The sequence below is a fragment of the Longicatena sp. genome (genome assembly GCF_982403165.1).
Window position 1 is genome coordinate 1 of sequence record NZ_CEVYEL010000062.1, and the last position, 13,951, is coordinate 13,951.

Below are 13,951 nucleotides of genomic sequence, written 5' to 3' on the forward strand. Positions count from 1 at the left end.
CGGAACCGTACGTACGGTGGTGTGAGAGGGTGATTTATTTCACCCTACTCGATTATGATGTTGCATCCAAAAATATAAGATAAATAAGAAATATAAGAAAATGATTGCAATCTTTTACTGAATCCCATATAATGGGAACTATAAAGGGAGGGTTTCTTATGATAGCATTTGCACCAAAATCATATGTATATATAGATTATGAAACATTACAGGATGAGGCGATGGAAGGGCTGTTAGCATTATTTGCAAGTAAGCATATGCAAATGCGCCTTTGTGTAAAAGATGCCTGGGAATTGGAAGAAGCAAAACATCTGGATACGTATGGGTATATCTGCGATGTTGTTTATGGTGAGGACATTCTTTCTGCATTAGTGCGTTATGCAAAAGCCAAAAAACAGCGCCAGAAACATATTTTATTATTCACACAACAAACGATTGATCTTCACAAGGTGGATGATATTGGTGTTATCACTCTGGGAAAGAAGGGAGAATATGAAAATTTACAAAGTTTTTTACAGGTAAAGAGTGCTTATGTGAAACAATGGCAATTTCGCTTATCTTGCATTATGGTGTTGTCTGCAGTGCTAATTGGCTTAACTATGTATTTTGCCTATCAAGGAACATTGCCTTCCATATTAAACGATGGGTTTATCGCTTTCCTTGCTCTCATGCTTCCATTAGCTGCTTTTATTCTTAGCTTTGGCTATGGTGTTAGTAAAGATGTTTTTTCATTAAATTGTTTATGGGCTTTATTGGATGCAATTTAAATCCATTGACATTTTGTAGTATAATGAGCATACGTTCTAAGAGAGGGGCAGTAGTATGGAAAATATACAATTGGTTATTTGTTATATTGATAGTACCTTGGTGACAACAGATCGCCGATTGACATGGAAGACCAAAGAGGTGATTGATCGTCTACATGCACATGGAGTATTATTCGGTATCGCTTCTGGCAGACCGTTGGATGAATTAAAGCGGAATGCAAAGAAATGGGGATTTTCTTATCCTTTTGATATTTTGATTGGTATGAATGGTTCTGAATTATGGGATGAAAAAAGACAAGAAGAATTTGGCTATTATAAATTAAAGCCCGAATGGATTAAAGAAATCATTGAGTTGATGGAGCCATTTGATGCAAACTACTTTATTTATCATGATGGTTATTTACTGTGTAGACGCAATGATGCGATGATGCAACATTCTGCTAAAAGCAGTGACAAAGAGATTGTTGTTATGGATACGCCTGAACAGCTGTATCAAAAAGAGAATGCAAAGATCATGTTTCGCGTAACGGAAGAGGTTATGCCATCAATTGAACGCTATGTTGCCCAGCATCCTTCACCGTTTTATAAAGGCTTTAAAACACAGTCAACCTTAATGGAATTTGCTGATCATCGCGTTTCAAAAGCTTTTGCGCTAAAGAAATACTGTGAGATGAATCAGCTTTCTTTCGCAAGTGTGGTGGCATTTGGTGATACAAGTAACGATAATGATATGCTTGCATGCAGTGGTTTAGGTGTATGTATGTGCAATGGCAGTGCAGATACGAAAGCGATTGCGGATGATATAACAAAGAAAAGCAATGATGAAGATGGCTTTGCATGGTATATGGAAGAACATTTTTTAAAGCCTTTCGGTTGGTAGATACGATTTATGCGTGGCAAGATAGAAGCAACGATCAAGCACAAAGGGGGAGAAAATTTTGGTAATGGAAGTGTAGCCCGTCATATTTTACGACTGGCTTTGCCTATGACCCTTGCACAATTTATCAATGTTTTATATAACATCATTGATCGTATTTACATTGGCCGTTTACCTGATGTAGCCGATCATGCACTTGCCGGAGTCGGCATTACGTTTCCCATCATCACCTTAGTCATTGCTTTTGCAAATCTGGCAGGGATGGGTGGCGCTCCTTTGTTTTCGATTGAGCGAGGACGTGGGAATACGAAAAAAGCAGAAGAAATTATGGGAAACAGCTTTACGCTTTTACTGGTATTTGGTATCGTTTTAACCCTTTTTGTATTGTTGTTTAAAACAGATATCTTATATTTGTTTGGGGCAAGTGATGCTATTTTTTCATTTGCAGATGACTATATTACCATTTACATGTTTGGCTCGCTCTTTGTCATGATATCCTTAGGCATGAACAGCTTTATAAATGCCCAAGGGTTTGGAAAGATAGGGATGTTAAGTGTAGTATTGGGTGCTGTACTCAATATCATTTTGGATCCGTTATGTATTTTCAGTTTCCATTTAGGGGTAAAGGGGGCAGCAATCGCAAGCGTTCTTTCGCAGCTAGCATCGGCTGTTTGCATCTTATGGTTTCTTGCGCATAAACAAAGTGGTATCATGCTGAGGCGACATGCATTGAAATTGCAATTGTGCTACGTAAAAAAGATCCTTATGCTAGGGATGAGTGGCTTTGTTATGGCTATTACCAATAGTGCTGTACAGGTGGTATGCAATGCCAGTTTACAACAGTATGGTGGTGATGTGTATATCAGTATCATGACCATTATAAATTCATTACGTGAAGTCATCACATTACCTGCAAGTGGAATTACCAATGCTGCACAGCCGGTGTTAGGGTATAATTACGGAGCTCATAAGGATGAGCGCGTCTTGAAGGCAATTCGCTTTATGAGTGTCGTTGTTGTTGCGTATATGCTGCTCATGTGGCTATTTGTCTATTTGACGCCTACGTTCTTCCTCCATATCTTTTCTAGTGATCGAGTGATTGTAAAACGGGGCATACCGGCAATCCAACTGTATTACTTTGGTTATTTCATGATGGGATTTCAATTTAGTGGGCAAAGTGTTTTTGTGGCATTGAATAAAAGTGGACAAGCTATCTTTTTTTCTTTATTCCGCAAAGTTATAATTGTTATACCGTTAACGTTATGGCTGCCTACAGTTGGCCAATTGGGGGTCATGGGAGTGTTTCTGGCTGAACCGATTTCCAATTTTATTGGTGGTGGTTGCAGCTATTTGACGATGTATCTTACCGTTTATAAAAAATTAAAAAATGATTGCAAAGCCAAGGAGGAAGTATGAAAATTTTATGGTTACCTGGGGCAAAATGTACAAAGGAAATATGGCGATACATGATAAAGGATTGGGAAGAAGAAGACAATGTTTTTGTAAAGTATTCGCATGATGTTTTGTTACAGGCAAAACAAGTGATGGATATCACGAAAGATGTTTATGATCGCTATGGAAAAGCATCTTATGATTATATCATAGGACATAGTATGGGTGGCAAGATTGCCTTACAGCTTTGTGCAGACTTTCAAATGCGAGTGAAAGGGATTATTTTCATAGAAACTAATTTACGTCCGGCAGCGGCATTTTATCGCAATTTGCTTTTGGCAAAAAATAGTGAAGTAAAAGATGAACTTATGTCGATGCTTCAAGAAGAATCCATCTATTACTTAGATGCCTTAAATAAAGAACTGCAAGAAACATTTGATGATGCTTATTTGGTGCAGCAGGCGAACTGCTTGGTGTATGGTATTTATGGTGATCGTGGCTTGCCTGCATATCCTGATCGTATACACGATCTTTGTTTAGATGCGGATACTTTGGCGAAACTACAACTCTTTTTTGTTAAAGATAGTTGTCATATGCCAATGCTGGAAAACCCAGACCATCTCACAAAAATAATCAAAGGGATTATAAGATAACCAATCACCTTCTAAAAATTAACGATAGATGCGAAGATTTGCAAAAAAATTACCTGTTCATGATTTTAATTTCAATCTTAGTTGTAAAATGTAACCGTTTACGATATACTCAATACAGATATAAATATAAAATGGAGGAAATTATGATTGTAAATTTTGAGCAGAAAGAGCGCTTACCATTAAGCAAACATGAGATAACACGGAAAGGTGAGCTTATAGGTACTACTGTTTTACCCGAAGCGTGGATAGGAACGATGCAGTTGCTTGGTCATGATTATGAGCTAAATGCAGAAGGTTTTGAAAAAGTTGTTATTCGTAAAGATGGCATGCCATATGCTGAATGCATGAGCAGACTACATGTTACAAAACAAATTCTTTTTGTAAAAACAGGATGGGAATATTATGAACTTATAACGCCGGAAAAAACCTACCAAATCTATGAAACAGGGCTAGGGGCAGATAAACATTTTTATTCATTTTATGAACATGATCAAGTTGTGGCAATTATTCATAAAAGCGACGTAGTAAAGCGTTTTTTAGACACGTATACGTTTTACATGAAGGAAGAACAGCACCTAGAAGCGGTAAGTTTGTATTGTCTGTTTTTAGAGAGTACACAATATTATGATATGGATGCTACAGGGAATGAATCTTCTGCAACAGAAACAATCACTATGCAAAAGGAGTTAAAGGAGAAGTATGATCCTACCTTTATTGAGCAGGTAATTGCAATGGACAAAGAGTAACGGTTTCCACAGGTCGATTCTTTTATTTATTGCGTTTACATGTTATTAAGCAAATCACGAATGGTTTACGATTATATGAAAGAGCTTAAAAGCTCTTTCATTGTTTTTTGATATTTTCCTTTGTGGTTGGCTGATGAAGAATCATTAGGAATCTCATACTCCTTCTTTTTTTTTAGCGTTAGGCGTGATAAAATAAAACAAGGTGATAAAAATGATAGCATTTATTCGTGGGACGATTCACAGCTACAGCAATGATTCTTTGATCATAGATAACAATGGCATTGGTTATCGTGTATATATCGCAAATCCACAGGCTGTACGTTTGAATACAGAAGTAACCTTGTTTACCTATCAGCATGTTCGAGAGGATGCTATTACGCTGTTTGGTTTTACAAGTATGGAAGAACATGATTTGTTTTTGCAATTGATCAGTGTAAAAGGTGTGGGCCCTAAAACAGCATTGGGTATGTTGGCGGTTTGTCCTGCTAAAAATATGATCATGGCAATTGAAAATAATGATGTCAAAACATTAAAAGGATTACCAGGCATTGGTGCTAAAACAGCAAGTCAAATTGTTTTGGATCTGAAGAATAAATTGGTCGAAGAAGTAACTGAAATTGAGGCAAAAGAAAATGCCCAACTGTTGGATGCCATAGAGGCATTAAAAGCTTTAGGCTATAAAAATGCTGAAATTAGCAGTGTGAAAAAAGAATTAATGGCCATGGAAGAGTCTACGACTAGTGATCAATATATTCGAAAGGCATTATCTATATTGGCAAAAAGAAAGGGAGTATAAGGCATGGAACGTGTGCTTTCAAATGAAATGCAGGGAGTTGAGGAAGAGGATACACTTCGTCCTTCCACATTAAAGGAATATATCGGGCAGGCGCAGTTAAAAGAAAATCTAGCAGTATTTATTCAGGCAGCGAAGCAACGCAATGAAGCTTTGGATCATGTCTTATTGTATGGGCCTCCAGGATTAGGAAAAACCACATTGTCTTATATCTTGGCAAATGAAATGGGTGGGCATATTAAAACAACCAGTGGACCATCTATTGAAAAAAGTGGAGATTTGGCTGCTATCTTATCAACTTTAGAAGCAGGAGATGTTTTGTTTATTGATGAAATACACCGCTTACCCAAACAAGTCGAAGAGGTGCTCTATCCAGCAATGGAAGATTATTGTATTGATATCGTAGTCGGTAAAGATTCCAGTACGACACGCTCTATCCGTTTGGATCTTCCACCATTTACTTTAGTGGGCGCAACGACTAGAGCTGGAGATCTAACAGCACCATTGCGAGATCGTTTTGGTATAGTATCGCAGCTGGAATTTTACAGTCTAGATGAGTTGCAACAGATCATATGGCGTACAAGCCGTGTCATGGATACGGAAATTGAAGAGGAAGCCGTATTGGAAATAGCATTGCGTTCACGTGGAACCCCACGTATCGCAAATCGTTTATTTCGCAGAGTGCGTGATTTTGCACAAGTTATGAATGATGGCATCATCGATAAGGCAGTCGCTGCAATGGCCCTTGATAAGTTAAAGGTCGATCATTTAGGCCTTGATAACGTTGATCATAAATATTTGAAAGGAATCATTGAACGATTTAAAGGCGGTCCGGTTGGCTTGGAAGCTTTAGCTAGCAGTATCGGTGAAGAAGCTATGACATTAGAAGATGTGTATGAACCATATTTATTACAAATCGGTTTTATAAATCGTACACCCCGTGGTCGCATTGTAACGGATAAAGCATATCGTCATTTGGGTTATGATATGGAAGAAGGGTTATTCAAGTTATAATTAAGCTTTCGCTTGTGTCTTCGCATACATTAACATACAGCAAGCGATAAAAGCCAGAGCTTTGGAAAGCATTTCTATAATGGACAGTAAAGAAATGCCGCTTAATAAAAAGACGGGTATGCAAAATAAAAGAATCATTCCTAAAGCGCTGAACAGCGCTTTTTTCTTTGTTTTGATGCCTAACCAGACACCTCCACAACCATAAGCAATAGCTCCGCCAATCCAATTCAGAATATGAAAAGTTTCAGCTGAAATCCAGGTAAAATAGTATAAAGCGGCAAAGATAAGAGAAAATAACAATGTGAGTGCTAAAAGAATAGCGGCACTTTGAAGGTAAGTCTGTAACTTTGATTTCAATGGGAATCACCTCATTGTAATGTATGAAAAAGTTTGTCGGACTATGCAAGGAGGATGAAAAATGCAAGAATATATCACATTGATGATAAAATGTCTCGTCGTATACTTTGTCATTATAATTGCCTTACGAATCATGGGAAAGCGTGAAGTTGGTGAATTATCTGTATTTGATATTGTTATTTATTTGGTTATGAGTGAATTGCTTGCTATTTCTATTACCGAATCACATGAAAGTATTCTCAAATCACTCGTACCCATTTTTACCTTGGCCGTTTTACAAATCATTATCAGCTGGATCTTATTAAAAAGCAAAAAAGTACGTGATATTTTTGATGGTAAAAGTGTTATTTTAATACATAATGGACACATCAACCAAGATGCAATGCGTAAGAATCGATATAACATTGACGATTTGATGAGTCAAATACGTTCGCATGATCTATGTACGCCTGATGAAGTGGCTTTTGCTGTATTGGAAAATAATGGACAATTAAGTGTGTTGCCGAAAAAAAGCTGTAAAGTCAAGCATCCGGATCCATTGATCAGTGATGGCATTATCAATAAAAAAGCACTGAAGGATCTGCATCGCGACAGTGAATGGCTGAAAGCCTGTATGAAAGAAGAAGGGATTCAAGATGTTAAAGATATCTTTTTATGCATCTGGCAAAAAAATGCTTTTTTTATCATTAAGAAGGAAATAGACTCCCAAAATAAGATGTTTTGATTTTATCATGTCGCCATAAGAAATTAGATGGTATAGATAGAAATTTTTCCATGTTTCTATCTTTTTTATAATGTGCAATAATTATTTGTTTTTGGTAAAAGCGAACCATAGGCGAATGGCATGAAGACAAGTCGTGACCAACATACCAGCACTGATTGCTATGCTTAATGCATCAGCGAACAGGATATGTGATAAAAAGGCGACACAGCATAAACGGGTAAAGGAGCCTGCAAAGGTATCGTATACTGTTTTTTTACTGAGCGACATCGCATGCAACATGCTACTTAAAGGAGGCTGCAGCGAATACAGTGCAAAGGGAATGGCGAGTTGTTTTAATAAAAGGGCACCGCGTGTATTGTGGTAAAAAAGCAATAACAATTCTTCATTAAAAAAATAGCATAGGAAACTGCAGATAGCACCGACAATAAAGCAACTTGCTAAGATAAAAGAAAATTGATGACGGGCTGTCGCTTCATGTCCACGGGCATAATGATACGTAAAAGAAGGAAGTAAAAAATTACTTAAGGTGATGGTTAAAAAACTAGGCATCGTGATGATTGGCAAAACATAGCCATTCAATTGTCCATAGGCATGAATCATCGTATCACTTTGTAAGGCACTTAAACCAATTACCATGACAATGGGCTCTAAAAAATAGGTAAAAGATCCGATTAAACGACTTCCGGTCATAGGGATGCTGATGGATAATACTTCATCAAATTGCTGACGATGCAATGTGTGAAATAAGGTTGGTAATTGTCGGATATCATGTTTATGCTGACGAAGGGCGAACAGCATATACAAACTGCTACATAATTCACCGACACTGATTGAATACATGGCAATTTTTGCCATTGTGACATTAGTTAACGAGTGATCCATAGAGAACATAACAAGCAAAAAGAGGATACGTGAACCTTCTTCAAATAATTGACAGGCAGTTGCTTGAACGTGCTGTTGCTTCCCGAATAAATACCCCTTTAATATACCGGATATGCTCACAAGGGGAATTAATGGTAAAATGGCGTATAACACCGGTAATATTTCACGCTGTTTTAAAATATAGAAAGATAAAAAGGGAAGAAGAATGAAAAAGGCGGCGATAATTACGATATTATTTATCATGGAAACAAGGATACTTGCTAAAAGTGGTTTACGCGTATCCTTGCTTTGGGCAATGACCTTGCTCAAAGCTCCAGGTATCCCCATTTGCGCTAAGGTAATCATAATGACCATGGTTGGGGAAGCGAGTGTATAGTAATTCATTGCAGACTCACTTAGAGTGCGAGCTAAAAGAATACGTACAAGAAAAGATAAGATTTTAGCAATCACGGAAACCAACAGTAAAAGAAACGTTGAACGCAGCAATGTTTTTTTCATAAGAATCATCCTTGTCTGTATCAAAGTATATGAAACGTATGCAAAAAACATGTGCATACCATGGAAAGATGGTGTTCGCAGCAATATAAAGGACCTTTCTTGCTGCTTTTTAGGCCTTTCATTAGAAAGTTGAAATGATGTGAAAATACCCTACTTGGAATTTCATATTGCCTTATGAAAAGGAATGATGTAAAATATGTGTTATGGTATTGAGGAGGAAACTATGAGTGAGCAAAGTCTGATTGATGATAAATACATAAAACTTGCCATCGCCCTAAAGGCCAATGAACTCAAACGAGAACAGTTATCTTCCTTAACATATCAGCATGTAGAAAGTGCATTAATTGGAAAATGGAAATATGAGAAAGTAGATAGTGTGCATGATGCGGTGAATGATGTCATGCAGCTGAGTGCTAACGATGTGGTCGCATATTTATCTAATGAGGCCATTTTACTTGGCGCAAAAATGAAGATTAATGACTTTGAAGATTTATTTGGAGGAGATAAGCAATGAAAAAATCGCGTTTAGTTGTTTTTGGCATCACGGTTTTGACAATTTTGGCAGTCATTGTCACTTGCAGTGGAATGATCAAAGATAACATGAGGCTTGGTTTGGATCTGCAGGGTGGATTTGAAATTCTGTATGAAGTAAGTCCGCTGGATGGAAAAAAGATGCCAAGTATGAGCGCAGTGGCAGAATCTGTAAACAAACGTGTCGATGTGCTTGGTGTTAATGAACCAGATATTACGGTGGAAGGTAATAACCGTATTCGTGTACAGTTAGCTGGAGTGAAAAATGCCGACCAGGCAAGAAGGGTAATTTCATCTACTGCAAATTTAACATTCCGTGATGTGAATGATAATCTGCTGATGGATGCTAGTGTTTTAAAAGAAGGAGGAGCCAGTGTTACAACAGATCAATATGGCAATCCCGTCGTTAGTTTGAAACTGGCAGATCAAAGTAAATTTTATGAGGTTACCAAAAAGGTTGCGGCAATGGGAGATGGTCAAAATCTGATGGTAGCTTGGCTGGATTTTGACCAGGCAACAGATTCTTATGCAGCAGAAAAAACAAAAGAGAAACCAAAATATATTTCTGCGGCATCTGTAAAAGAGGGAATTAATAGTACGAGTGCCCAAATTAGTGGGAACTTTAGCAAAGATGAGGCAAATGAATTAAAGGATCTTATCAATTCAGGTTCCTTGCCTGTGAAAATGGTCGAATCCTATAGCAATGCGGTAACCGCTGATTATGGTATTGATGCCTTTTCAACAACCATGATGGCTGGTGCTGTAGGTATTGCTTTGATCATGTTGTTTATGATCTTATATTATCGTTTACCGGGCGTTATATCCGCAATTACAATTGCATCTTACGTCTTTGTTGTCTTCTTGATTAATAACCTAATGGGAGCCGTCTTTACCTTATCAGGTATCGCTGCCTTGGTATTGGGTGTCGGAATGGCAGTCGATTCTAATATTTTGACATTCGAGCGTATTCGCGATGCTTTATATAGTGGCAGAAGTGTCAAAACAGCCTTCTACGAAGGTAGTTCCAAATCATTTGTCACGATTTTTGATGCTCAGTTTACGACCTTTATTTCCGCATTGATTCTGTTCATCTTCGGTACAGGTAGTGTAAAAGGTTTTGCGACCATGTTGATCGTGTCAACGATTTCTACATTACTGGTTATTGTCTTTGTAGCTAAATTCCTTTTGAAGATGCTCGTGGACAGTGGCAAATTGGATGATAAGAAGAGTTGGTTTGGTGTCAAGAAAAATCAGATTCCAAGCGTTGCTAACGGAGAATCACGTTTCTATTATGGACGCTTTAAAGGATTTGACTTTGTTGGTAAAGCAAAATATTTCATCTTTACTTCTTTGACTATTATGGTCATTGCCATTGGCTGTATGGGCTTTAATGGTTTCAAAGGCGATGGTATCTTAAACTTCGGTATTGATTTTACCAGTGGTACAAAAATTACGGTACAAAGTGACAGTGCAATCAAAGCTGATGAATTAAAAACACAATTAAAATCTTTGGGTATTCATGCGAACAGTGTGAAGATCAATGGTGATAAGAATGAGATTGCACATGTCTTTGTTAAGGAAGCGGTTAATACAAGCACGATGGAAAAAGCGAAAACGGCTTTGAAGGCAACATACAAACATGATGTCAGCGATAGTACTGTTACACCAGTCATCGGTCGAGAATTAGTAAGAAAAGCTATTGTTATTTCTGTATTGGCATGGATTGGTGTTATGATTTACATTTCCCTGCGTTTTAAATGGGATTATGCATTAAGTGGTATCATTGCGTTGATACATGATGTCTTTATCATCTTATGTTTCTGTGCTATCTTCCGTTTAGAGGTGAATACGGAAATCATAGCTGTAATGTTGGCAATCATTGGTTATTCTATTAATAACTCCATTGTTGTCTTTGACCGTATTCGAGATCAGGTTAAAGAAAACCGACATGAAAAACTGGATCAGGTAAAATATAAGGAAATTGTGAACATTGCCTTGCAGAATACGGCAACACGATCAATTTTATCTACTTTTACGACTGTATTACCGGTTATCTGTCTGCTAGGTTTGGGTAGTAACGCAATCTTCACCTTCTGTTTGGCTTTGTTTATCGGTTTAATTGCCGGTGCTGGAAGTTCTTTGTTTATTGCTGCACAAGTATGGTATCAACTGCGTATGCGTGAAAAACCTAAGAGCAAAAAGGTGCATAAAAAACATAAAAAAGAAGCTGTAGAAGAAATGATCGTTCCAGGCTTAAATGATTATTAATCAAACATTTGCGCAAATACTCTTTGTTTAGAGTATTGCGCTTTTCTTTTTGATATGTTGTCTACATTTACACTTGCCATGTATTTATGATATAATCCTAAGACAAAGAGAATGAGGTGGAACGAATGCTCATATGTCCGAAATGTCATGAACAATTAAAAAAAGAAGAACACGTATGGCGCTGTGCAAAAGGGCATAGTTATGATATAGCTCGTCGCGGATATGTTAATCTGGTGCTTGGTTCCCATAAGGCAAGCGGTGATGATAAAGCGATGGTACGCTCTCGTACCCGTTTTTTATCCCATGGTTATTATCATATTCTGCAAAAACGATTAGCGACAATGTTACAGAAATTAGCATTGGAAACGCTGATAGATGCAGGGTGTGGAGAAGGTTATTATACAAATTATTTTCAGGAAGTATTGCCTGCCACACAAATTTATGGCTTTGATTTAAGCAAGCATGCGATTGATGAGGCTTGTAAAGCGCATCGTGGTGTAACTTATGGGGTGTGTAACATCTTCCATTTACCAATAGCCAAGCATTGTGCAGATGGGGTGGTGTCTGTTTTTGCCCCTGTGGATAGCAAAGAAAATTATAGAGTATTAAAAACAGGTGGTTATTTTTTAAAGGTAGGTCCTGGTCCAAAGCATCTATATGAGCTGAAACAATTGTTATATACGGATGTGTATGAAAATGAAATTGAAACAGGTTATTCCGGTTTTACCTTACTACATGAAGAAATTGTAGAAGATACCATTACAATTCAGGATGCTCAGGATATTTGGGCACTGTTTCAAATGACTCCATATTATTGGAGAACTCCTAAACAGCAAGCAGAGGCATTAAAACAATGCAAGGAATTGACGACACAGATATCTTTTCATATTGCGTTGTATCGCAAAGAATCCATGAAATAGCCTTTCCAAATAAGAATTGGCTATGATATAATAAACAAGAATTCAGGAAGAAAGGCGGAAATAGAAGAATGGCATTTGAAAGTTTGAGTGAACGTCTGGGAAAGGCGTTTAAAAATATAACAGGTAAAGGTAAATTAAGCGAAAAAAATATGAATGATATGTTGCGGGAAGTGCGCATGTCATTATTAGAAGCTGATGTGAATTATGGTGTTGTAAAAGATTTTATCGCTCGTGTAAAAGAAAAAGCATTGGGCACTGAAGTGATGACTTCTTTAAACCCTGGGCAAATGGTCGTTAAGATCGTTCATGATGAAATAGTTGCCTTATTAGGAAATGAAGAAGCTCCTATCAATTATAAGAAAACGGGCATAACAACCGTCATGATGGTTGGTTTACAGGGTACTGGTAAAACAACGGCGGCAGCTAAAATCGCTAATGTTATGAAGAAGAAACAAAGTCGTAAGCCATTATTGGTTGCCTGTGATGTAATTCGTCCGGCGGCGATTGAACAGTTGAAAACACTTGGTGAAAGCATTGATGTCGAGGTGTTTTCTTTAGGGGTTGAAACAAAGGCATTAGAAACAGCGCAAAAAGCGATGGATTATGCCAAAGAACAAGGCTATGATACGGTTGTCTTTGATACCGCTGGGCGTTTGCATATAGATGAAGAATTGATGCAAGAATTGTCTGATATTAAAGCGTTTGTTCATCCGGATGACATTTTGTTAACCGTTGATGCTATGACTGGACAGGATATTGTGAATGTCGCAAGTAGCTTTCATGAACAGCTAAGTGTTACTGGACTTGTCTTAACGAAACTAGATGGTGATTCTCGCGGCGGTGGTATTTTATCTGTACGAAGCATCACACAAGTGCCTGTAAAATTTGTTGGTTTAGGTGAGAAAATTGAGGATTTGGATGTGTTCCATCCAGATCGTATGGCAGATCGTATCTTAGGAATGGGTGATATTCTTTCACTGGTAGAAAAAGCTCAGGAAAAAATGGATATGGAAGCTAGCACCAAATCAGCAAATCGTATGATGAGTGGACAATTTACATTGAGTGATATGTTAATTCAATATGAACAAATAGAAAAGATGGGGTCTTTAGGCGGCATGATGAAATTGTTGCCTGGTATGGGACAGATGGCAAATCAAATTGATGAGGCAAAGGCAGATAATAAATTGAAAAAAAGCAAGGCTATCATCCAGAGTATGACGCCTGAAGAAAGAGAAAATCCTAATATTCTTAGAGCAGGAAGAAAAAATCGTATTGCTAAGGGAAGTGGAACTACGGTGGCTGATGTAAATCGTTGCATTTCCGAATATGAAAAGATGAAGACGGTGATGAAACAGATGATGTCAATGTCAAAAAATGGAAAAATGCCTAATATGGGAGCCATGGGAGGCATGAAAAATATGCGTGCTATGAACAAAGCTATGCGTGCAGGAAAAAAAGGCAGAAGATTTTAAATAAGAGGCTGTAACGAATAAGAAATAGCCTCACAAATAAAAATACGTCAAACTCAT

At 37.6% G+C, this 13,951-nt stretch carries 14 protein-coding genes; 12 read left to right on the forward strand and 2 right to left on the reverse strand.

Features of this window, described 5'->3' with window-relative positions; genetic code table 11:
* The first annotated feature begins 158 nt into the window (after positions 1-158).
* From AC1VS3_RS11090 to ruvB, 7 genes are all read left to right on the forward strand, one after another.
* Positions 159-767: a hypothetical protein gene (locus tag AC1VS3_RS11090; RefSeq protein WP_008688696.1), complete on the forward strand. Its 609-nt coding sequence runs from the start codon at positions 159-161 to the stop codon at positions 765-767.
* Between the two features lie 55 nt (positions 768-822).
* The gene (locus tag AC1VS3_RS11095; protein ID WP_008688694.1) at positions 823-1,647 is read left to right on the forward strand and encodes an HAD-IIB family hydrolase; all 825 of its coding nucleotides are present in this window, start codon (positions 823-825) and stop codon (positions 1,645-1,647) included.
* Positions 1,648-1,656: 9 nt separating this feature from the next.
* Positions 1,657-3,060, forward strand: a complete 1,404-nt coding sequence (locus tag AC1VS3_RS11100) for an MATE family efflux transporter (protein ID WP_008688693.1) — start codon at positions 1,657-1,659, stop codon at positions 3,058-3,060.
* Positions 3,057-3,689, forward strand: coding sequence for an alpha/beta fold hydrolase (locus tag AC1VS3_RS11105; protein ID WP_008688691.1), 633 nt, complete (start codon positions 3,057-3,059; stop codon positions 3,687-3,689). The genes AC1VS3_RS11100 and AC1VS3_RS11105 overlap by 4 nt, the downstream gene beginning before the upstream one ends.
* A 143-nt stretch (positions 3,690-3,832) precedes the next feature.
* Entirely contained in the window at positions 3,833-4,435 is a 603-nt protein-coding gene (locus AC1VS3_RS11110; RefSeq protein ID WP_008688689.1) for a hypothetical protein, read from the forward strand.
* A gap of 211 nt (positions 4,436-4,646) precedes the next feature.
* Positions 4,647-5,231 carry a Holliday junction branch migration protein RuvA gene (gene ruvA / locus AC1VS3_RS11115; RefSeq protein WP_008688686.1) on the forward strand — a complete coding sequence of 195 codons (585 nt, stop codon included), beginning with the start codon at positions 4,647-4,649 and terminating at the stop codon, positions 5,229-5,231.
* 3 nt (positions 5,232-5,234) lie between these two features.
* The gene (gene ruvB, locus AC1VS3_RS11120) at positions 5,235-6,242 is read left to right on the forward strand and encodes a Holliday junction branch migration DNA helicase RuvB (RefSeq protein WP_008688684.1); all 1,008 of its coding nucleotides are present in this window, start codon (positions 5,235-5,237) and stop codon (positions 6,240-6,242) included.
* Here the strand turns inward: ruvB and AC1VS3_RS11125 are convergent, their stop codons facing one another.
* Entirely contained in the window at positions 6,243-6,599 is a 357-nt protein-coding gene (locus AC1VS3_RS11125; RefSeq protein ID WP_008688682.1) for a DUF3792 family protein, read from the reverse strand.
* Positions 6,600-6,660: 61 nt separating this feature from the next.
* Here AC1VS3_RS11125 and AC1VS3_RS11130 point away from each other — a divergent pair, with 61 nt between their 5' ends.
* Entirely contained in the window at positions 6,661-7,323 is a 663-nt protein-coding gene (locus tag AC1VS3_RS11130; RefSeq protein WP_008688680.1) for a DUF421 domain-containing protein, read from the forward strand.
* An 81-nt stretch (positions 7,324-7,404) separates the two neighbouring features.
* On the opposite strand, the gene AC1VS3_RS11135 is transcribed toward AC1VS3_RS11130, so the two are convergent.
* Positions 7,405-8,703: an oligosaccharide flippase family protein gene (locus AC1VS3_RS11135; protein ID WP_008688679.1), complete on the reverse strand. Its 1,299-nt coding sequence runs from the start codon at positions 8,701-8,703 to the stop codon at positions 7,405-7,407.
* Positions 8,704-8,926: 223 nt separating this feature from the next.
* Between AC1VS3_RS11135 and AC1VS3_RS11140 the strand changes: the two genes are divergently transcribed.
* The 4 genes from AC1VS3_RS11140 (at position 8,927) to ffh (ending at position 13,894) form a co-directional block, all read left to right on the forward strand.
* On the forward strand, positions 8,927-9,217 hold the full coding sequence (locus AC1VS3_RS11140; protein WP_008688678.1) for a post-transcriptional regulator: 291 nt from the start codon (positions 8,927-8,929) through the stop codon (positions 9,215-9,217).
* Positions 9,214-11,502, forward strand: coding sequence for a protein translocase subunit SecDF (locus tag AC1VS3_RS11145; protein WP_008688677.1), 2,289 nt, complete (start codon positions 9,214-9,216; stop codon positions 11,500-11,502). The genes AC1VS3_RS11140 and AC1VS3_RS11145 overlap by 4 nt, the downstream gene beginning before the upstream one ends.
* A gap of 125 nt (positions 11,503-11,627) precedes the next feature.
* Positions 11,628-12,422 (forward strand): putative RNA methyltransferase, encoded by a 795-nt coding sequence (locus AC1VS3_RS11150; protein ID WP_008688676.1) that lies wholly within the window; start codon positions 11,628-11,630, stop codon positions 12,420-12,422.
* Positions 12,423-12,490: 68 nt separating this feature from the next.
* The gene (gene ffh / locus AC1VS3_RS11155) at positions 12,491-13,894 is read left to right on the forward strand and encodes a signal recognition particle protein (RefSeq protein WP_008688675.1); all 1,404 of its coding nucleotides are present in this window, start codon (positions 12,491-12,493) and stop codon (positions 13,892-13,894) included.
* The last annotated feature ends 57 nt before the right edge of the window (positions 13,895-13,951 follow it).

Excerpts from the sequence above, each read along its gene's own strand:
- AC1VS3_RS11090 (WP_008688696.1), top strand. The coding sequence starts at position 159 with ATGATAGCATTTGCACCAAAATCATATGTATATATAGATTATGAAACA.
- AC1VS3_RS11095 (WP_008688694.1), top strand. The coding sequence starts at position 823 with ATGGAAAATATACAATTGGTTATTTGTTATATTGATAGTACCTTGGTG.
- AC1VS3_RS11100 (WP_008688693.1), top strand. The coding sequence starts at position 1,657 with ATGCGTGGCAAGATAGAAGCAACGATCAAGCACAAAGGGGGAGAAAAT.
- AC1VS3_RS11105 (WP_008688691.1), top strand. The coding sequence starts at position 3,057 with ATGAAAATTTTATGGTTACCTGGGGCAAAATGTACAAAGGAAATATGG.
- AC1VS3_RS11110 (WP_008688689.1), top strand. The coding sequence starts at position 3,833 with ATGATTGTAAATTTTGAGCAGAAAGAGCGCTTACCATTAAGCAAACAT.
- ruvA (WP_008688686.1), top strand. The coding sequence starts at position 4,647 with ATGATAGCATTTATTCGTGGGACGATTCACAGCTACAGCAATGATTCT.
- ruvB (WP_008688684.1), top strand. The coding sequence starts at position 5,235 with ATGGAACGTGTGCTTTCAAATGAAATGCAGGGAGTTGAGGAAGAGGAT.
- AC1VS3_RS11130 (WP_008688680.1), top strand. The coding sequence starts at position 6,661 with ATGCAAGAATATATCACATTGATGATAAAATGTCTCGTCGTATACTTT.
- AC1VS3_RS11135 (WP_008688679.1), bottom strand. The coding sequence starts at position 8,703 with ATGAAAAAAACATTGCTGCGTTCAACGTTTCTTTTACTGTTGGTTTCC.
- AC1VS3_RS11140 (WP_008688678.1), top strand. The coding sequence starts at position 8,927 with ATGAGTGAGCAAAGTCTGATTGATGATAAATACATAAAACTTGCCATC.
- AC1VS3_RS11145 (WP_008688677.1), top strand. The coding sequence starts at position 9,214 with ATGAAAAAATCGCGTTTAGTTGTTTTTGGCATCACGGTTTTGACAATT.
- AC1VS3_RS11150 (WP_008688676.1), top strand. The coding sequence starts at position 11,628 with ATGCTCATATGTCCGAAATGTCATGAACAATTAAAAAAAGAAGAACAC.
- ffh (WP_008688675.1), top strand. The coding sequence starts at position 12,491 with ATGGCATTTGAAAGTTTGAGTGAACGTCTGGGAAAGGCGTTTAAAAAT.